At 30.1% G+C, this 18239-nt stretch carries 19 protein-coding genes; 16 read left to right on the top strand and 3 right to left on the bottom strand.

Annotated features, from left to right (window positions below; all coding sequences use genetic code 11):
• The first annotated feature begins 93 nt into the window (after positions 1 to 93).
• Together OIO11_RS04970 and OIO11_RS04965 are read left to right on the top strand one after the other, a co-directional pair.
• The gene (locus tag OIO11_RS04970; protein WP_268070291.1) at positions 94 to 792 is read left to right on the top strand and encodes a radical SAM protein; all 699 of its coding nucleotides are present in this window, start codon (positions 94 to 96) and stop codon (positions 790 to 792) included.
• A 71-nt stretch (positions 793 to 863) separates the two neighbouring features.
• Positions 864 to 1295, top strand: a complete 432-nt coding sequence (locus OIO11_RS04965; protein WP_326497921.1) for a putative ABC transporter permease — start codon at positions 864 to 866, stop codon at positions 1293 to 1295.
• A 244-nt stretch (positions 1296 to 1539) separates the two neighbouring features.
• Here the strand turns inward: OIO11_RS04965 and OIO11_RS04960 are convergent, their stop codons facing one another.
• The 3 genes from OIO11_RS04960 to sdaAB form a co-directional block, all read right to left on the bottom strand.
• The gene (locus OIO11_RS04960; protein WP_268070289.1) at positions 1540 to 3480 is read right to left on the bottom strand and encodes a Cache 3/Cache 2 fusion domain-containing protein; all 1941 of its coding nucleotides are present in this window, start codon (positions 3478 to 3480) and stop codon (positions 1540 to 1542) included.
• A 284-nt stretch (positions 3481 to 3764) separates the two neighbouring features.
• Positions 3765 to 4643 (bottom strand): L-serine ammonia-lyase, iron-sulfur-dependent, subunit alpha, encoded by an 879-nt coding sequence (gene sdaAA / locus OIO11_RS04955; RefSeq protein ID WP_268070287.1) that lies wholly within the window; start codon positions 4641 to 4643, stop codon positions 3765 to 3767.
• Positions 4644 to 4646: 3 nt separating this feature from the next.
• Entirely contained in the window at positions 4647 to 5330 is a 684-nt protein-coding gene (gene sdaAB / locus OIO11_RS04950) for an L-serine ammonia-lyase, iron-sulfur-dependent subunit beta (RefSeq protein ID WP_268070285.1), read from the bottom strand.
• Positions 5331 to 5769: 439 nt separating this feature from the next.
• Here sdaAB and OIO11_RS04945 point away from each other — a divergent pair, with 439 nt between their 5' ends.
• The 14 genes from OIO11_RS04945 to OIO11_RS04880 all read left to right on the top strand — a co-directional run bounded on the left by OIO11_RS04945 (position 5770) and on the right by OIO11_RS04880 (position 18178).
• Positions 5770 to 6225 carry a COG2426 family protein gene (locus OIO11_RS04945; RefSeq protein ID WP_268070284.1) on the top strand — a complete coding sequence of 152 codons (456 nt, stop codon included), beginning with the start codon at positions 5770 to 5772 and terminating at the stop codon, positions 6223 to 6225.
• 31 nt (positions 6226 to 6256) lie between these two features.
• Positions 6257 to 7930, top strand: coding sequence for a sensor histidine kinase (locus OIO11_RS04940; RefSeq protein WP_268070283.1), 1674 nt, complete (start codon positions 6257 to 6259; stop codon positions 7928 to 7930).
• Between the two features lie 4 nt (positions 7931 to 7934).
• Entirely contained in the window at positions 7935 to 8639 is a 705-nt protein-coding gene (locus OIO11_RS04935) for a LytR/AlgR family response regulator transcription factor (RefSeq protein WP_268070282.1), read from the top strand.
• 116 nt (positions 8640 to 8755) lie between these two features.
• The gene (locus OIO11_RS04930; RefSeq protein ID WP_268070280.1) at positions 8756 to 10186 is read left to right on the top strand and encodes a carbon starvation CstA family protein; all 1431 of its coding nucleotides are present in this window, start codon (positions 8756 to 8758) and stop codon (positions 10184 to 10186) included.
• A gap of 306 nt (positions 10187 to 10492) precedes the next feature.
• Positions 10493 to 11086, top strand: coding sequence for a hypothetical protein (locus tag OIO11_RS04925; RefSeq protein ID WP_268070278.1), 594 nt, complete (start codon positions 10493 to 10495; stop codon positions 11084 to 11086).
• A 199-nt stretch (positions 11087 to 11285) separates the two neighbouring features.
• Complete coding sequence (locus OIO11_RS04920) at positions 11286 to 11636, top strand: DUF6514 family protein (RefSeq protein WP_268070276.1); 351 nt, start codon at positions 11286 to 11288, stop codon at positions 11634 to 11636.
• Positions 11637 to 11739: 103 nt separating this feature from the next.
• Complete coding sequence (locus OIO11_RS04915) at positions 11740 to 12153, top strand: holo-ACP synthase (RefSeq protein WP_268070274.1); 414 nt, start codon at positions 11740 to 11742, stop codon at positions 12151 to 12153.
• Positions 12116 to 13615: an NAD(P)H-hydrate dehydratase gene (locus OIO11_RS04910; protein WP_268070273.1), complete on the top strand. Its 1500-nt coding sequence runs from the start codon at positions 12116 to 12118 to the stop codon at positions 13613 to 13615. Before OIO11_RS04915 ends, OIO11_RS04910 begins: the two co-directional genes overlap by 38 nt.
• 96 nt (positions 13616 to 13711) lie before the next feature.
• Complete coding sequence (locus OIO11_RS04905) at positions 13712 to 14332, top strand: germination lipoprotein GerS-related protein (protein ID WP_268070272.1); 621 nt, start codon at positions 13712 to 13714, stop codon at positions 14330 to 14332.
• Positions 14333 to 14384: 52 nt separating this feature from the next.
• Positions 14385 to 15548, top strand: a complete 1164-nt coding sequence (gene alr / locus OIO11_RS04900) for an alanine racemase (RefSeq protein WP_268070270.1) — start codon at positions 14385 to 14387, stop codon at positions 15546 to 15548.
• A 147-nt stretch (positions 15549 to 15695) separates the two neighbouring features.
• A complete protein-coding gene (locus tag OIO11_RS04895; protein ID WP_268070268.1) occupies positions 15696 to 16016 on the top strand; it encodes a CopG family transcriptional regulator in 321 nt (106 codons plus the stop codon).
• Positions 15976 to 16323, top strand: a complete 348-nt coding sequence (locus tag OIO11_RS04890) for a type II toxin-antitoxin system PemK/MazF family toxin (RefSeq protein ID WP_326497920.1) — start codon at positions 15976 to 15978, stop codon at positions 16321 to 16323. The genes OIO11_RS04895 and OIO11_RS04890 overlap by 41 nt, the downstream gene beginning before the upstream one ends.
• Positions 16324 to 16412: 89 nt before the next feature.
• Positions 16413 to 17237 (top strand): transketolase, encoded by an 825-nt coding sequence (locus OIO11_RS04885; protein WP_268070264.1) that lies wholly within the window; start codon positions 16413 to 16415, stop codon positions 17235 to 17237.
• Positions 17237 to 18178 carry a transketolase family protein gene (locus OIO11_RS04880; RefSeq protein ID WP_268070262.1) on the top strand — a complete coding sequence of 314 codons (942 nt, stop codon included), beginning with the start codon at positions 17237 to 17239 and terminating at the stop codon, positions 18176 to 18178. Before OIO11_RS04885 ends, OIO11_RS04880 begins: the two co-directional genes overlap by 1 nt.
• The last annotated feature ends 61 nt before the right edge of the window (positions 18179 to 18239 follow it).

Genomic DNA, 18239 nt, shown 5'->3' with positions numbered 1-18239 from the left:
TTCTTTATGAATATAGATGTTTATATTATTTTCAGATAGAGGGAAAAATAAATCATATACTTATAAATATTTTAAAAGTAAAGGATGAGACTTATGACTACGCCTGGATATTTGAATTTGTTGTCAAATGGTGAATTGGAAAATAGAGTTAAAATTTTAAAACAAATGTTGCAAAATTGTGTACTTTGCCCTCATCAATGTGGTGTAAATAGACTTGTTGGAGAAAGAGGCTATTGTAAGACACTAGAGAATGCTGTTGTATCTGCAGCCCATATAGTACCTCAAATAATAGAAGCTATATTCATAGGAGCTGAGAAGGGACTTAATATACCAATAGTATATAATTCAAATGGATATGATCTAACAGATACTTTAAGATTACTAGAGGGAATAGTTGATATTTATATGCCTGATATAAAGTTTTATGATGATGATATTGCAGAAAAATACTTAGGAGTAAAAAACTATTATACAATAGCAAAAGCCGCTGTAAAAGAGATGTATAGGCAGGTAGGTAATTTAAAAACTGATGATAGGAATATAGCTTATAAAGGACTGCTTATTAGACATTTAGTGATGCCAGAGAATTTAGCAGGAACAGAAAAAATAATGAATTTTATAGCAGAGGAAATATCTAAAGATACCTATGTAAATATTATGGCACAGTATTATCCTGCATATAAAGCACATGAATTTAATAAATTGAGTAGAAGAATAGATAAAAAGGAATATGAAATAGCAGTAAATTCAGCAAAAACAGCGGGATTGACAAGATGCAAAAGTAGTATTTAGTATGTGAAAATAATTTACTAAATAATAAGCAACATATACATATTTAAAATTATAGTGTTAAAAATATGTATATGGAAATGAAGTTTACAAGATTTATAATTTATGGCTTAGTAGGATGGTGTGTGGAAATTTTCTGGACTGGTCTAGGTTCCTTAATAAAAGGTGATGTAATTCTACGTGGATGGACGTGTATATGGATGCTTCCTATATACGGAATGATGATTTTTTTAGAACCTATCCATAACAGAATAAGAAAATGGCCGGTAGTTTTAAGAGGAGGTGTGTATACCTTATTAATATTTGCAGTAGAATTTCTTACCGGTACATTATTAAGAGCTGTTATAGGCGTATGTCCGTGGGATTATTCAAGAAGTCCATACTCAATTTTAGGAGTAATAAGATTAGATTATGCTCCATATTGGTTTACTGGTGGATTATTATTTGAGAGGCTTCACGATGTATTTGTAGAGATTAGTGCCTTGAGAAGATTTTTTAGAACATGATATAAGAATGTTGCGATGCAACATTCTTATATTCCCCAGTCGCCAATCACCAATCCCCAGAGTAAAGAAAAAAGATAAAAACAATTAAATAAAATACAAAAACTAGACTTAAAGATAGAGCATTTCTATTTTAAGCCTAGTTTACTTTATTCTAATTTTAGTTTTGCATTAGCAAAACGTCATTGTCTGGGGACTGGGGATTGGCGACTGGTTACTAGAATAAAATTGTTACACAATTTTATTCTTAAGAGTAGATGTCGGAGAATTCAATTAGTATTTTTTCTACATTAATTTGTGATGTAAAACTATTTGCAATTTCAGTGTTGTATTCTTGAGCAATAAGTTTAACTGGTAATTCTATGATAAATTTAGTTCCCTTTCCGTATTCGCTGTCTAAAGAAATTTTACCATCATGCATTTCAACTAAAGATTTTACAAGGGATAAGCCTATACCACTTCCTTCATGATTTCGGTTTAGAAGAGGAGAAGCTTGTCTGAATCTTTCGAAAATTATTTCTTGTTTTTCTTTAGGTATACCTATGCCTGTATCCTTTACAGAAATTATAATACTTTCTTTTTTATCATAAATAGTAACTTCTATTTTGTCTTGTGGTTTTGTAAATTTAATTGCATTTGAAATAAGATTTAAGATTATTCTTTCTATTTTCTCGGGATCAAAAGCCATAATTTTTTCTTCTATATCAGTATCAAATATAATTGTTCTAGATTTACTTTCAACATATTCAACAGTAGATAAAGTTACATTTTCAATAACTTCCACGATATTATTAGTTTTCAAATTCAATTTTATGAATCCAGAATCAATTTTTGTAATGTCAATTAAGTTATTGACTAATTTCAGTAGTCTATAGCAATTTTGTTTCATAATATTTATATAGTTATTTACTTTTGGGGTAATTTCAAGATTGGAGTGATGGTTTTGGCAATATAAAGCTAATAGTTGAGTTGTAGAGAAAATTATATTTAAGGGAGTTTTTAATTCATGAGATACATTTGAAAAAAATTCAGTCTTTAGTCTATCATATTCAATTGTTTCTTCTAGTAATCGTTTGTTTTCTCTTATTAAGTTATTAAAGCTTTGAGAAAGAACACCTATTTCATCCTTGCTCTTTATGTCACATTGAACTAATAAATCTCCATTTCCAGCAACTTCCATACAATTTTTTAATTTATTGATAGGGTTAACTATTGTATTTGCAAATAATATAGCTAAAATTGTACTTATTAACAAAGTTAAAAGTCCAACTAGTATAGTTGTATATAAAAGTGATTTGGATGAAGATTGTAAATCATCATAATTAGCAGTTGTAACAATATACCAAGTATATGGTTCGTAGTATCTATAAGCTGCTAATTTATGAACTCCACTAAATGTATAATTAATTATTCCATTTTTATTTTTTGTTATTTTTTTACAAAAATCAAGTTCTGTTGCATTTTCGCCTTTAAGATTTGGATGAAGGAGAACATCACCTTTAGAATTAATTATATATACATAACCTGTTTCTCCGATTTTGATATCAAGTAAAGTTTTTTCTAAAAAATTATTTAATTCAGCATATCCTAGTGCTATGGCGCCTATAATTGTACCATTTTTATCTAATAGGGGTTTATATCCTGTTATATACCAATCTTCTTCTACTGGAGTTCTTCCGTAAAATGGTTTATTGTTGGTTATACTTTTATATACAGGAGAACTGCTGGGTATATAAGTGCCAGTAGCTCTTTTACCATTTTTCATAACATTAGTAGAAATTCTTATAAGTTTTTCATCCTTTAATAAGAATATTGAAGCTACTGCATCTGTTGATGTTTTTATATCATCAATAAGAGTAGTACTCAATGATAAATTAGTATTTCCTGCATATAAACAGGGTAATCTAAAATTTCCTATTTGAATTTTGTAGGAATTATCTATTTTTAATTTACCACAATTATCTAATAATTTTTCAGCAAAATGTAAATCACTCCATACTTTCTTAGAAAGTAAGTCGTTTCTAACACTAATGGTGGTATTAATTAAGTCTGTTATTCGTCTACTTTTTTCAGTTACTTCATTAAAAACTACTTTTCTTGAGTTTTGGATTGTTATAACTCCTAAAATGCTTACTGAAAATACAATTAATAATAAATAACTAATTATCATTTTTCGTTTAATTGTCATACATTTTAACCTCTTCTCCTAAGCTTATCTTTTGAATGTTTTACTTTATATACCATAAAATATATAATTCTACATTTTCCTTTATAATCCTTTTAAATCAACAAATTTCCAAAAAAATATTGAGAAATATAGTAGAATTTTTCGATTTCAGTCAGCTAGCATTGTTGTGCTGTGTATAAGAGAAGAAAAAGAACCTGAAAAACTAGCGAAATAAAGTTTTTTAGGTTCTTTTTTATTGTATAGGAATTTACAACTTTTAAATGGAAAAATATATGTTTTTGTTCTTAGTCTTCTCCTAAAACTTCTTTCTTTAATTTAAGACCTGTTGGAGTAATAGCACAGCCGCCCAAAGCTGTTTCACGAAGCTCACAAGGAAGTTGTTTTCCAACTTTATACATAGCCCAAACCATCTCATCGAAAGGAATTTTACTTTTAATGCCGCTAATAACCATATCTGCTGTAGTAAGTGCACTTACAGTTCCAGAGGCATTTCTTTTAGCACATGGAACTTCAACTAAACCAGCTACGGGATCACAAACTAATCCCAAAATATTTTTTATTACTATTGCTGCTGCATTAAGAGCTTGTTCTACTGTTCCACCCATCATTTCAACTATAGCAGCTGAAGCCATAGCAGCAGCAGAACCACATTCAGCTTGACATCCTCCTTCTGCACCAGCTACTGTAGCATTTTTGGCTATTATCATTCCTATTCCAGAAGCAGTAAATAAAGCTTTTACTAATTCATTTTCTGATTTATTTAATTTTTCACCAGCAGATATAATTGCAGCTGGCATAATACCACAGGAACCGGCAGTTGGGCAAGCTACAATTTTCCCCATTGCTGCATTAACTTCTGAACATGAGATAGCTCTTGCCATAGCTTTAACCATAAATTTTCCTGTTAATGTATTATCATTTTCAGCATAGTTATTTAATTTAAGGGCGTCTCCACCTATTAATCCACTTACGGATTTAACTTCATGTTCAAGGGCATAATTTGCAGAATTCTGCATAACATAAAGACTTTTTCGCATTCTTTCAAATACTTGTTCTTCATTTAATCCAGAATTTTCTGCTTCGGCTTTTAATGTATATTCCCATAGTGTACAATTTTGTTCTCTACAAGCTTCCAAAAGCTCTAATCCAGTATTAGCAAACATTTATTAGGCATCTCCTTCCACCATTGGATTAATAACCTTCATATCATATATTTCAGATATTGATTTTATTTTTTCTATAATGTCTTCAGATATTACGTTGTCGGTTTCAAGAGCCATGGTTGCAGTTGAGCCTTTGCTTGTTCTGTAAACTTTCATTGAACCGATATTAATACCTTCAGCATAAAGTAGTGTAGTTATTTTTGATATAACACCAGGTGTATCTTTATGATCTGTTATTAAAGTAGTATAATCTCCTCTAAATTCAACAGAATGTCCATCTAAATCAAATATAATTATATTTCCACCACCAATAGAAGAGCCTACTATATTAGTGATTTTTCCATCTTTTTTTGTTATAACAAACTTAACTGTATTAGGATGAACATCACCTAAATCTGTTTCTGTAAATGTAAATTCTACACATTTTTCTTTGGCAATACAGAAGGAATTTCTTAAATTCTCATCCCATGGGTTCATTCCTAAAATTCCTGCAACTAAGGCCTTATCAGTTCCGTGACCTTTGTAGGTTTGGGCAAATGATCCGTGTAATAAAAATTCTACTTTTTTAATATTGTTACCAGCAACAATGGCAGCTACTTTAGCAAGTCTTGCAGCACCAGCAGTGTGAGAACTGGATGGACCTATCATTATAGGACCAATTATATCAAACACACTAAAATTACTCATAAATCTTTCTCCTTTAATTTTAGGTTTATTATATAAACAATTCATACAGTACATTATTTGTAAATATATAAGAAAAATTTAGAAAGTTTTTGAATTGATTATTATAGTTAAATTTCATACTACATTTTTATTATAATTTATATTTAAAATTTGTCACTATTTTTTGAAAGAAAACTGCTAAATTTATTCAGAAATGCAAGAAAATTTTCGTTATACATACGAGTGTTTGTGAGGAAAAAACGTAATGAGAGGGTTTTCATGATGAAAAACTTCAATTTAAATATAGAAATGAGTAGGAACTTGCAACAATTTCGATTATGGTATTTATTGGCAAAAGAAAATTTTAATATTAACAATAAATCTCTTAACTATTTTATAGAGAAATGATAATATAGGAAACGTAGAATATATTATTGACCTAAGAAAAAGGAGAAGGTGTATGAGTAACTTACTTAAAGTTTTTTTACTTTCAGCAGTTCCGTTATTTGAGCAAAGATTGGCAATTCCTATGGGAATTATTCGATATGATATGAATCCATCTTTAGTATTTTTAATCAGTTTTTTAGGGAGCATGCTTCCAGTACCTTTTATACTTTTATTATTTAATAAAATTTTTTCGTGGATGAAAAAGTATAAATTCTTTAGCAAAATAAATGAGTTTATAGAAAAGAAAATAAATAAGAATTCGGCACACATGGAGAAATATAAGGAAATAGGTTTAATTACCTTTATTGCCATACCTCTTCCTACAACAGGAGTATGGACAGGAAGTGCAGTTGCTGCATTTTTAAATTTAGATTTTAAAAAATCAGTTTTCTGTGCTACTGTAGGTGCAATAATTTCAGCTGCATTGATTACTATAGCATCTATGTTTTTCCCAGCTCTTATTCCGTAACAGTATAAATAAGAAGGAGGAGGTGACATAATTGATTGAATTATTGAAGAATCTTATCAATAATGCAGGCTATATTTTATTCATTGCGTTTATTATTACCCAATCAAGAAGTTTTAAAAAAATCATTCAGAAAGATAGATTTGGAAGGGGCGAGTTGATTGTCTTATCAATTATTTTTGGATGTTTTGGCATATTAGGTACTTATATTGGTACAGAGATTAATGGAGCTATAGCAAATACAAGGATGATTGGTGTTATGGCAGGAGGAATACTTTGTGGTCCTTTTGTAGGTTCTGTTGCAGGTGTCATAGCTGGTGTTCATAGATTTATTATAGGATTTGGAGGAATAACCACTCTTCCATGCTCTATAGTAACGATTATTTCAGGAATTGTATCTGGTATATTATATAGGAAGTCTAATAATAAGAATAAATGGATATATGGACTTTTAGGGGGGGTGTTAATGCAGAGCTTGGAAATGCTATTAATACTTATTATGGCGAAACCTTTTCCAACAGCAGTTAAAATAGTTAAGAATATATATATACCTATGGGATTTACAAATGCAATGGGCATATCAATACTAATATTATTAATTCAAAATATTTTTGAAGAAAAGGAACAAATAGCAGCGAAACAAGCACAAATAGCTCTTGAAATAGCAAATAAGACGTTACCTTATTTCAGAGATATAAGTAATGATTCGTTTGGAAAAATATGTGAAATTATAAAAGAGTCTATAAATGCTGATGCTGTATCCATAACAGACAGAAAATATGTACTTGCTCATGTAGGACTTGGTTCTGAGCATCATGTTGAAGGGGAAAAAATACTTACAGGTTCAACAGAAAAGGTTATAAAAAATGGTGATATTTTAGAATTGACAAATGCAGATGAAATTAATTGTCCACATGAAAAATGTCCACTAAAGTCAGCTATTATTACTCCCTTAAAAGATGGAGAAGAAATAATTGGTTCATTAAAAATATATTATGGAAATGAAGAAGCTATTTCCTTTAGAAATAGAAATTTAGCAGTAGGACTTTCACAGATAATATCAACTCAATTAGAAATAAGTAAATTAGGTAAGTTAAAAGAAATGGCTAATAAAGCTGAAATTAAAGCACTTCAAGCTCAAATTAATCCGCACTTTTTATTCAATACATTAAATACAATAAATTCTTTTGTGAGAATAAATCCTAATAAAGCTAGGGAATTAATTATAAACTTATCCACATATTTAAGATATAATTTAGAAACAGGAGATAAACCTGTGGATATATATAAAGAAATAGAACAAGTTAAAGCTTACATAGAAGTAGAAAAAGCACGATTTGGAGATAAATTAAATGTTATTTATGATATTGATAACAATTTAGATATAAAAATACCAAGCTTAATTATTCAACCAATAGTAGAAAACTCAGTAAAGCATGGAATATTACAAGGTGATAAAAAAGGGACTGTGAAAATTATAATAAAGGAGATTGAAAGCAAAAAAGTTAAAATAGTTATAGAGGATGATGGAATAGGAATTCCACAAGAAATTATAGACAAAGTATATGAAGGAAGCATGAAAGAAAATAAAATTGGAATTTCTAATGTTAACGATAGATTGCAGCATATTTATGGAAGAGGTCTTAAGATAGAAAGATTGAATAAAGGAACTAAAACCACTTTTATTATTGAACAGTTGAAAGGATGATTTTATGAACTGTATTGTTATTGATGATGAATACCCTGCTAGAGAAGAGCTGAAGTATTTTATTAATGAACTCAGTAATATAAGGATAGAGGCAGAATTTGAAGATTCCATAAAAGCACTGGAATATATAGAAAAAAACAAACCAGATATTATTTTTTTAGATATAAATATGCCTAAGTTAGATGGAATGGCATTAGGAAGAATAATAAACAGTTTTGAAAAAAAGATAATAATAGTATTTATAACAGCATATAAAGAATATGCAGTAAATGCTTTTGAAATAGAAGCTTTTGACTATATTTTAAAACCTTACTCTGAGGAGAGAATTGTAAATACCTTAAGGAGATTAGAAAAAACTGAATTTGTAGATAAATGCATTAATAATAAAATTACTTTGAAAAATAATAATAAGCTTAGAGTGATAAGCATTTGTGATATCTGTTATTGTGAGGCTAGTGAAAGAGAGACTGTTATTCATACAAGTGAAGAAAAATTTATAGAAAATTGCAGTATATCTGAATTTTATAAAAAGCTGCCGAAAAATAATTTTTTCAAAAGTCATAGATCATATATAGTAAATTTGGAAAAGATAGTTGAAATAATTCCTTGGTTTAACAATACTTACATGGTGAAACTTCAAGAGGTAGATGAAGAAATACCGGTTAGCAGAAATAATATAAACGATTTCAAGCACATAATGGGCATATAGATGCACTTTATGTGCTTTTTTTGTTCTTTCATGTAGTACATAAACCAATAATTAAGGAAGTTAAGTATAATGTAGACAAGTATTAAGCATTAAAAAGGTTTAAGGAGGGTGAGATTATGGTATCATTTTTACTATCTATTGTTGCTTTAATTATTGGATATTTTATTTATGGTAAGGTTGTTGAAAAGTTGTTTGGAGCTAATGACAAAATAGAAACTCCAGCAATTAGGCTTGAAGATGGTGTTGACTTTGTTCCAATGCCAGAATGGAAGATTTTTTTAATTCAGTTTTTAAACATAGCAGGTCTCGGACCTATTTTTGGTGCTATAGCAGGTGCTATGTGGGGACCAGCAGCATTTCTATGGATTGTATTTGGATGTATTTTTGCAGGATCTGTTCATGATTATTTTTCAGGAATGTTATCTGTAAGACATGATGGTGCAAGCGTTCCAGAAGTTGTTGGAATTTATCTTGGTAATGGATTTAAGCAATTTATGAGAGTTTTTTCAGTTGTGCTACTTGTACTTGTAGGTGTTGTATTCGTTAGTGGTCCAGCTGGAATATTAAATGGGTTAGTTCCTTCTGTAAGTAAGCAAACATTTTTATATGTAATATTTGCTTACTACTTAATAGCTACTATGGTTCCTGTGGACAAGGTAATAGGAAAAATTTATCCTATATTTGGTATATGTCTATTGATAATGGCGATAGGTGTTGCAGGAGCATTAATTATTGGCGGGTATCATATACCTGAAATAACTGGTAATCTATATAATATGCACGTTAAGCCTGACAAATACCCTGTTTTCCCAATGTTATTTATAACAATTGCATGTGGTGCTATTTCAGGATTCCATGCAACACAATCACCACTTATGGCTAGATGTATAACAAAGGAAAGTCAAGGAAGACGAGTATTCTTTGGATCAATGATATCAGAAGGTATAGTTGCTTTAATATGGGCAGCAGCAGCTATGACGTTCTTTGGTGGAGTTGACGGATTAGCTAAGGTTATGGCTGAACACAATAATAATGCTGGATGGGTTGTAAATCAAGTCTGTAACAGTTTACTTGGAAAAGTAGGTGGAGCATTAGCAATATTGGGAGTTGTAGCATGTCCTATAACTTCAGGAGATACAGCTTTTAGAAGTGCAAGACTTACAATAGCGGACTCAATAAATTTTAAACAAGATTCAATAAAAAACAGATTTGTAATATCTATACCTTTATTTATAATTGGTTATATTTTAACAACAATCGATTTTGGAATTATATGGAGATACTTTGGATGGTCAAATCAAACTTTAGCAACAATTGTACTTTGGACATCAGCAATGTATTTAGTGCATAAAGGAAAGAATTTCTGGATGGCAGCAATTCCAGCAACATTTATGACAGCTGTATGTATTACTTATATAATAGTTGCTCCAGAAGGATTTAAATTATCAATGAGTATAGGAGCTCCAGTAGGAGTTATAGGAGCAGTATTAGCTCTAGCAGGATTTGTAGCTGCTAAGAAAAAAGTTGAAATTAAAATTGCAGCATAGAATAAAATTGTGAAGCAATTTTATTCTAGTAACCAGTGCCCAGATACCAGTAACCAGTGAAGGAAGTTTTGCTAAGGCAAAACCTAAATTTAAATAAGTAAAAGAGCAAGAACATAGATATTTTCTATATTTTTGCTCTTTTTTATGTCTATTTTTATCAATTTAAATTCTTTAATTCTTTTTTCTTTCTGGCTACTGGTTACTGGTCACTGGCTACTGAAAAGTGCTTCGCACTTTTCTTATATTGAGTATATTTTTTGCTGAATTTCACAAAATAACAAAGTATACTGTAAAGGTGGTGTTGTTGTGAAAAACGAGGATCATTTAAGAAAGACTTACAGACGTTTTACAGACTTTTTATCCGTAGCTTGTTCAAGAGAGTTAGAATATTTTATCCTTGATTCTAACTTTACAAGTGCTTTTAATTATAGAGTAAAGGAAATTGTGAAAGAAATTGAAAAAGAAGGTAAGGAAGATATAGAATTTAGTGTATTATTTAATACAGAAGGAGAAGTTGTTTTAATAGATGCAAATATTTTAGGAAGATTTATAAGTGATAATTATAATGTATCCATCGAGAAATATTACAAAGGAATATCCTTAGACAAGATAATAAAAGAAGTTAAAAATGGAAATAAAAAGACTAAGTTAGATTTTGTTAAGATTTCATATTCAATATTATATAAAACTATAAATGAGTTATATAAAGAAATAAAATGTAAAAAGGAACTTAAAAATAAATACATACAAAAATATAAACTAGAAGAGTATACTGGTATGGATACAGCAATAATAGTATGTGTTTTACTTATATTGGAAGATGCGTGCAGGTATCTAGCAATTGAAAAAGAAGTATTCACATTAAGTATAAGCCAAATAATTTTTTCTCAAAATATGTGATTGTTCGACAAATACCTATATATATTCCAATTGCTGGTTTGTATAAATGGAATATATAGTAAGCGCTAAGAAGATTAAGGTATATTGTTGTCATAAAGGAAAGATAAGTTTCAAAATATATATATTATAAATTGACATGTTTCACAAGTAAAAGATGATATTATAATTATCAAAGGAAGGTTACAGGGGGGATAACACAATGGTAATAGTAGAAAATTTATATAAAAGTGAAACATGTGAAGGTGCAGAGCACAATTACTCCTATAGAGTGATTAAGGACAAAGTTATCTTTTCAGAATGTAATAAATTAGAAATACAATCTTATGGAATTGAAGTAGAAAGACAAGATGTAGTTGAAGGTAAAATTGTAAATATTGAAAGAAATTTTGTTAAATGCATAAGTCCACATAGACATAAAGTTCATAATTTGGTAAAGCTACTTTATGATAACACTGTTTCACCAATTCATCTTTTAGAGGTTTTAGGGGAATACATAGATAATTACATAACTGATTTTGATGAAGTATTAAAAGATATATATATTTGCTAAAGGAGGATTACCTCCTTTTTTGTTTATAAAAATATATTTTAGGTGTAAAATTAAAATAGTTATGTTTAAATATATTTGATTTTAAGATCAGGGGTGGTTTACAGTGATACAAGGTATAGGTGTGGATATAATTGAGATAAGTAGAATTAAAAGAGCCATGGAGAGAAATGCTAATTTTATAAATAAATTGTTTAGTAAAAATGAAATTGAGTATTTACAAAGTAGAAATATGAGAGCAGAATCTGTTGCTGGCAGGTTTGCAGCAAAGGAAGCAGTAGCCAAAGCATTAGGAACGGGTTTCAGGGGTTTTGATTTTAAAGATATAGAAATCGATAGAACTACGTTGGGAAAACCTATTGTTTTATTAAAAGGCAAAGTTAAAAAGATGGATAAAAAATGGGGAAAATATAAAATACATTTAAGTATATCTCACAGTAGAGAAAATGCTATAGCTTATGCAATTTTGGAGGTTTATGATGATGAGAATAGTAACATCTCAGGAAATGAGGCAAATTGATAAGTTTTGTATAGAAAATTTGAAAATACCAAGTATAGTTCTGATGGAAAATGCTGCCTTAAAGGTGCTGAAAAATTTAGATATACATAGAGATAATTGTTTTGTTGTTATATGCGGTAGTGGAAATAATGGAGGAGATGGTTTAGCTCTTGCAAGGCACTTATGGGTACTTAAAAAGAAAGTAGATATATTTCTAATAGGAGAAGAAGAGTCACTAAGTCAAGATTCCAGAGTAAATTATAATGTCCTGTTAAATATGGGAGTTAATGTGAATTTTATAAAAAATATTGGAGATGTAGATGAGCTTAGAAATGCAATAAACAGAAGTGAAGTGATTGTTGATGCTATATTTGGTACTGGACTTTCAAGAGAAGTAAAGGATATATATGGAATTGTGATTTCCATTATAAATATAAGTAGCAAATATGTGGTGTCAATAGATATACCATCAGGACTTAATGCTAATACTGGAGAAATTTTAGGAGCGGCAGTTAAAGCAGATAAAACTATATCTTTTCAATTTTATAAAAGAGGATTTTTAAAATATGAAGCACATAATTTAACTGGAGAAATTATCCTTGAAGAAATAGGAATTCCTGAATTTGCTGCTGATAAATTTGAAATCAGGGATTATATAATACAAAATGAAGATATAAAGAATGGTATGCTTCGTAGAGATAAATATTCTCATAAAGGTAAATTTGGAAGAGTAGCAGTTATTGCTGGTTCAAGAGGTTTTGTGGGAGCAGCTTATATAACTACTCAGGCTGCAGTACGAAGTGGAGCTGGTCTTGTTACTTTATGCTGTTCAGAAGCTGTTCAGCAGATTATTAGCAATAAATTCACTGAAGCTATGACGGTTTCGTATAAGGATAAGGAAAAGCTAAACGAAATTCTGAAGAAAAGTAATGTTATAGCTATAGGTCCTGGTATGGGAAATAATGAAGGTACTTTAAAAATTGTTACTGATACGTTAAAGCTTACGGAGTGTCCTTTAGTTATAGATGCAGATGGTATAAATGTGTTAAAGGATAACTTGCATTTGCTAAAGAATAAGAAAGAAAAAGTGATTTTGACTCCGCATTTAGGTGAAATGTCTAGAATTACAAATATTTCTATAGAAAAAATAGAGAAGAATAAAATACAGATTGCTAAGCAATTTGCAAAGGAATATGGTGTAATTTTACTTCTAAAAGGATACAATACTATAATTACTGATGGTGAGACCACAATAGTAAATACAACGGGCAATAGTGGTATGGCATCAGGGGGAATGGGGGATTGCTTGACGGGAGTAATTGCATCTTTCATTGGACAAGGACTTGACCCTTTTAAGGCGACGTATATGGCAGCATATGTGCATGGGGCATGTGGAGATAAATTATCAGAGAATATGTTTTGTGTAAATGCACAGCATGTTTTAGAGGAACTGCCTTTTGTAATTAAAGAACTTCAATCGTAGGAATTAAGTAGAAAATAAGAATTTTAAAGAGTTTGAGAATATTGAGATAAAGTAGAGAATAGTATTAGTAATATAAAGTTTGTTTTGGAGGAGCTTATGAGGAGAAAATTAGCAGTACTATTCACTATAGGAATTTTAATATTGGTTGGAATGTGTGGATGCGTTAAAAAGAAAGCTAATCCTGATAAAGTGGTACAATTCTTAAAAGATCTACATAGCTATGCTTGTGATCTGGATATACATCTTAAAAATGACAAACAAGAGATAAAACTTGAATGCAAGCAGTTCTATGATGAAAAATATGGACATAGATTAGAATTAGGTGATGAGAGAATATTAATATACCAAAAAAATGATATATTAATAAGTGACTTAAATAACCATATGGAATATACAACTGATAAAAATTTTGATAGTGTATACAAGCTAAGTTTTTTACAGGAGTACATAGGACTATTATATACAGATGAAGAAATAAGATATTCTGTACAAACTATATGTGATAAACAATATCAGTTAATACACTTAATTATTCCTGGTAATAACAGGAATTTAGACAAAGCAATTATGTATGTAAACCTTGAAAATAAGCTTCCGGAAAAAGTAGTGATTTGTGATATAAAAGGTAATGAAGTAATAAGCTTTATTTATAGAAATTTTAATCCAAATCTTAAGATAGAAAAACAAATCTTTGAAAGTAAAGATACAAATGAATAGTGTGGTCAAGTTTCTACTAAAGCTTGATTTTATTGTAGTGGAGGGTGAAATCGTGTTTAAACATTTAAGACCTGTATGGGCAGAAATTAATCTGGATAATTTAGCATTTAATATGCAGCAAATAAGAAAATTTTCAAAAAGTAAAGAAGTTATAGGAGTAGTAAAGGCTGATGCTTATGGACATGGAGCACTAGATATAGCTCCTGTATTGTTGGAAAATGGGGCAGATAAACTTGCTGTTGCGGTAGTAAGTGAAGGAATTGAACTAAGAAGAGGGGGAATAGACTGTCCTATAATAATTTTAGGATTTACAGCTCCAAGCCTTATACCTGATTTATTGAAATATGATATTGAGCAAACTGTGTTTTCCTATGATTATGCTAAAGAATTATCAAGAATTGCTGAGAAAAAACATAAAGTTGCTAGAATTCATATAGCATTAGATACAGGTATGGGAAGGATCGGATTTTTCCCAAATGAAGAAAGTGTAGAAGAGGTTTATAAAATAAGCAATCTTCCTAATATATCTGTAGTAGGGCTATTTTCTCATTTTTCAACAGCAGATGAAAAGGATAAAGAATATACTAAGTATCAATTAGATAAATTCAATGTTTTTTACGATTCTTTAAAAGAAAAGGGAATAGATATAAAAACAAGACATATAGCAAATAGTGCCGCTATAATTGATTTGCCAGAAACACATTTTGAGGCTATAAGACCAGGAATAATTTTATATGGGTATTATCCTTCACAAGAAGTTGACAAAACAAAAATAGAGTTAAGAAATGTTATGGAACTAAAGACTAATATAGCCCACATAAAAAAAGTACCATCAGGGTATTATATAAGTTATGGAAGAAAGTTTAAAAGCTGTAAGGAAAGCATAATTGCTACTCTGCCGGTAGGTTATGCGGATGGTTATACAAGATCCTTGTTTAACAAAGGAAAAGTAATGCTAAAAGATCAATTTGCACCTATTGTTGGAAATATCTGTATGGATCAATGTATGGTAGATATTAGTGATATATCTTCACAAGTTAAAGTAGGTGATGAAGTTGTACTTATAGGTAAGATGAATAAAATAAAATTTGATGCTGATGATATAGCTGAAATAATAGATACAATTAATTATGAAGTGGTTTGTGCCATAAGTAAAAGAGTTCCAAGGGTATACATAAAAGATGGAGAAGTTGTTAAGATAAGGAATTATGTGTAAAATATAAATATATTAGATATAATTACATATGAAAAACTTTAGAACAAAACAGGGTTTTTCTTTGACAATTTGACAAATATTAAACTATAATTATGATATGTACATATATGCATGCTTTATGCTAATTTAGGAGGTATTAATAACTCTATGTCAAGCTCAAAGAAATCAATGACTAACCTGTGTAAAGAACTTAATGAAGAGTTTAGAAGAAATTTTAAGAAAAAATACAAAAAAAAGAGTGAATTTATTAAGGATACATTAATACTATATATTGAGGATAAAAAAAAATTAAGTAAAATAGATGAAATAAAAAAAGGATATATAGAAATGGCGCAAATTAATTTAGACATAAGTGAAATGGGCTTTGTTGAGGATATGTCACAATTAAAAGAATATGAAGCCAAGCTTGCGGAGAGTGATTTGCCTGATGACAATGGTAGTGAAAAGAGGAGATATATTTTATGCTGATTTAAGCCCAGTTGTTGGTTCAGAACAGGGTGGAGTAAGACCAGTACTTATTATTCAGAATAATGTAGGTAACAAATACAGTCCTACAGTAATTGTTTCTGCAATTACTTCTCAGATAAATAAGGCAAAGTTACCAACCCATGTAGAAATATCTTCTGAAGAATATGGTCTGAATAAGGATTCAGTTGTTTTATTGGAACAGATTAGAACTTTAGATAAAAAGAGATTAAAAGAAAAAATTGGTCATATGTCGGAGAAAGATATGAGAAAAGTTGATGAAGCACTTTTAATAAGTGTTGGGTTATAAAGAAAAGGGTAATTATTACCCTTTTTTTAGTGTATTTTTGTAGAAAAATTGATATAATATATAAGGAGAAAGAAAGGGAGGCGTTAAAAATGGAAAAAGATATACAGAATCTCAGTGCGATAGCAAAACAAGTTAGAAAAGACATCGTAACCATGTTAACAGAATCTGGTTCAGGACATCCAGGTGGATCATTATCAGCAGTTGAAATTTTAACTACATTATATTTTAATGAAATGAATGTAAATATTGAGAATCATCAAGATCCAAATAGAGATAGATTTGTTCTTTCAAAAGGTCATGCTGCACCAGTTTTATATAGTGTATTAGCTGAAAAAGGTTTCTTTAATAAGGATGAATTAATGAAATTAAGAAAAAAAGGTTCTATGCTTCAAGGGCATCCTAATATGAATTATGTTCCAGGAGTTGATATGTCAACAGGTTCATTAGGACAAGGAATTTCAGCAGCTGTAGGTATGGCTATGGCAGGCAAATTGGATAAAAAAGATTATAGAGTATATGCATTACTTGGAGATGGAGAATTACAAGAAGGACAAGTATGGGAAGCATCTATGGCAGCAGCACATTATAAATTAGATAATCTAACTGCTTTCTTAGATAATAATGGATTACAAATAGATGGAAACGTAAAGGATGTATTAAATCCAGGTCCAGTAGATGAAAAATTCAAGGCTTTCGGATGGCATGTAATAAATGTAGATGGACACGATTTTGCAGCTTTAATAAATGCAATTGCTGAAGCTAAAGCTACAAAAGGGAAACCTACAATGATAGTTTGCAAAACTGTAAAAGGTAAAGGGGTATCTTTTATGGAAAATGAAGCAGGTTGGCATGGTTCTACACCTAATAGAGAACAGTGTGAGCAAGCGTTAAAAGAAATCGGAGGTGAGGAATAATGGCTAATAAGATTGCTACTAGAGAAGCTTACGGAAAGACTTTGGCACAATTAGGACAGGAGAATGAAAATATTGTTGTATTAGATGCAGATTTATCAAAATCAACTAAAACAGCAGATTTTAAGAAAGTTTGTCCAGAAAGATTTATAAACATGGGAATAGCAGAAGCAAACATGATGGCAGTTGCTGGAGGGTTATCGACTTGTGGTAAGATACCATTTGCTAGTACTTTTGCAATCTTCGCAGCAGGAAGAGCTTTTGAACAAATAAGAAATACAATTTGTTATCCAAAATTAAATGTAAAGGTATGTGCAACACATGCTGGAATTACAGTTGGTGAAGATGGAGCATCACACCAAGCTATAGAAGATATAGCTTTAATGAGAAGTATACCAAACATGACAGTAATAAATCCAAGTGATGCTGTTGAAACTGAAGCAGCTATAAGAGCTATTGCTGAATATAATGGACCATGCTATGTAAGACTTGGAAGATTAGGTGTTCCAGTTATAAATGATAATCCAGAATACAAATTTGAACTAGGAAAAGCTATAACTTTAAGAGAAGGAAAGGATGCTGCAATAATTGCAACAGGAATTATGGTAGATGCTGCTCTTGAAGCGTACAATACTCTTGCTGAAGAGGGAATAAAAGTTAAGGTTATTAACGTACATACTATTAAACCACTAGATGTAAACGTAATAACAGAGGCTGCAAGAGAAGCAGGAGTAGTAATAACTGCAGAAGAACACAGCATAATTGGTGGATTAGGTTCAGCAGTATGTGAAGCTTTAAGTGAAAATTATCCTGTACCAGTGGTAAGAGTTGGAGTTAAGGATGTTTTTGGTGAAAGTGGAAAACCAGATGAATTATTAAAAGCTTATGGATTAACTGCTGATGATATAGTTAAAGCTGTTAAAAAAGGAATTGCACTTAAATAAAATAAGTAGGTTAAGCTGTTGATAGGGAAGGAGTTAAATTTTGTTAAATTTCACTCCTTCC

Source organism: Clostridium sp. ZS2-4 (assembly GCF_026719745.1).
GTDB lineage: Bacteria > Bacillota > Clostridia > Clostridiales > Clostridiaceae > Clostridium_H.
The sequence above is the reverse complement of the archived record's forward strand: the minus strand, read 5'-3'. Positions and strand labels throughout refer to the sequence as shown.

Bases quoted from the DNA above. Each gene is read 5' to 3' on its own strand.
- OIO11_RS04935 (WP_268070282.1), top strand. From the start codon at position 7,935: ATGAACTGTATTGTTATTGATGATGAATACCCTGCTAGAGAAGAGCTG.
- OIO11_RS04890 (WP_326497920.1), top strand. From the start codon at position 15,976: ATGACAATGGTAGTGAAAAGAGGAGATATATTTTATGCTGATTTAAGC.
- OIO11_RS04960 (WP_268070289.1), bottom strand. From the start codon at position 3,480: ATGACAATTAAACGAAAAATGATAATTAGTTATTTATTATTAATTGTA.
- OIO11_RS04965 (WP_326497921.1), top strand. From the start codon at position 864: ATGGAAATGAAGTTTACAAGATTTATAATTTATGGCTTAGTAGGATGG.
- OIO11_RS04920 (WP_268070276.1), top strand. From the start codon at position 11,286: ATGGTAATAGTAGAAAATTTATATAAAAGTGAAACATGTGAAGGTGCA.
- OIO11_RS04905 (WP_268070272.1), top strand. From the start codon at position 13,712: ATGAGGAGAAAATTAGCAGTACTATTCACTATAGGAATTTTAATATTG.
- OIO11_RS04910 (WP_268070273.1), top strand. From the start codon at position 12,116: ATGAGAATAGTAACATCTCAGGAAATGAGGCAAATTGATAAGTTTTGT.
- OIO11_RS04970 (WP_268070291.1), top strand. From the start codon at position 94: ATGACTACGCCTGGATATTTGAATTTGTTGTCAAATGGTGAATTGGAA.
- sdaAA (WP_268070287.1), bottom strand. From the start codon at position 4,643: ATGTTTGCTAATACTGGATTAGAGCTTTTGGAAGCTTGTAGAGAACAA.
- OIO11_RS04945 (WP_268070284.1), top strand. From the start codon at position 5,770: ATGAGTAACTTACTTAAAGTTTTTTTACTTTCAGCAGTTCCGTTATTT.
- sdaAB (WP_268070285.1), bottom strand. From the start codon at position 5,330: ATGAGTAATTTTAGTGTGTTTGATATAATTGGTCCTATAATGATAGGT.
- OIO11_RS04895 (WP_268070268.1), top strand. From the start codon at position 15,696: ATGTCAAGCTCAAAGAAATCAATGACTAACCTGTGTAAAGAACTTAAT.
- OIO11_RS04880 (WP_268070262.1), top strand. From the start codon at position 17,237: ATGGCTAATAAGATTGCTACTAGAGAAGCTTACGGAAAGACTTTGGCA.
- OIO11_RS04930 (WP_268070280.1), top strand. From the start codon at position 8,756: ATGGTATCATTTTTACTATCTATTGTTGCTTTAATTATTGGATATTTT.
- OIO11_RS04885 (WP_268070264.1), top strand. From the start codon at position 16,413: ATGGAAAAAGATATACAGAATCTCAGTGCGATAGCAAAACAAGTTAGA.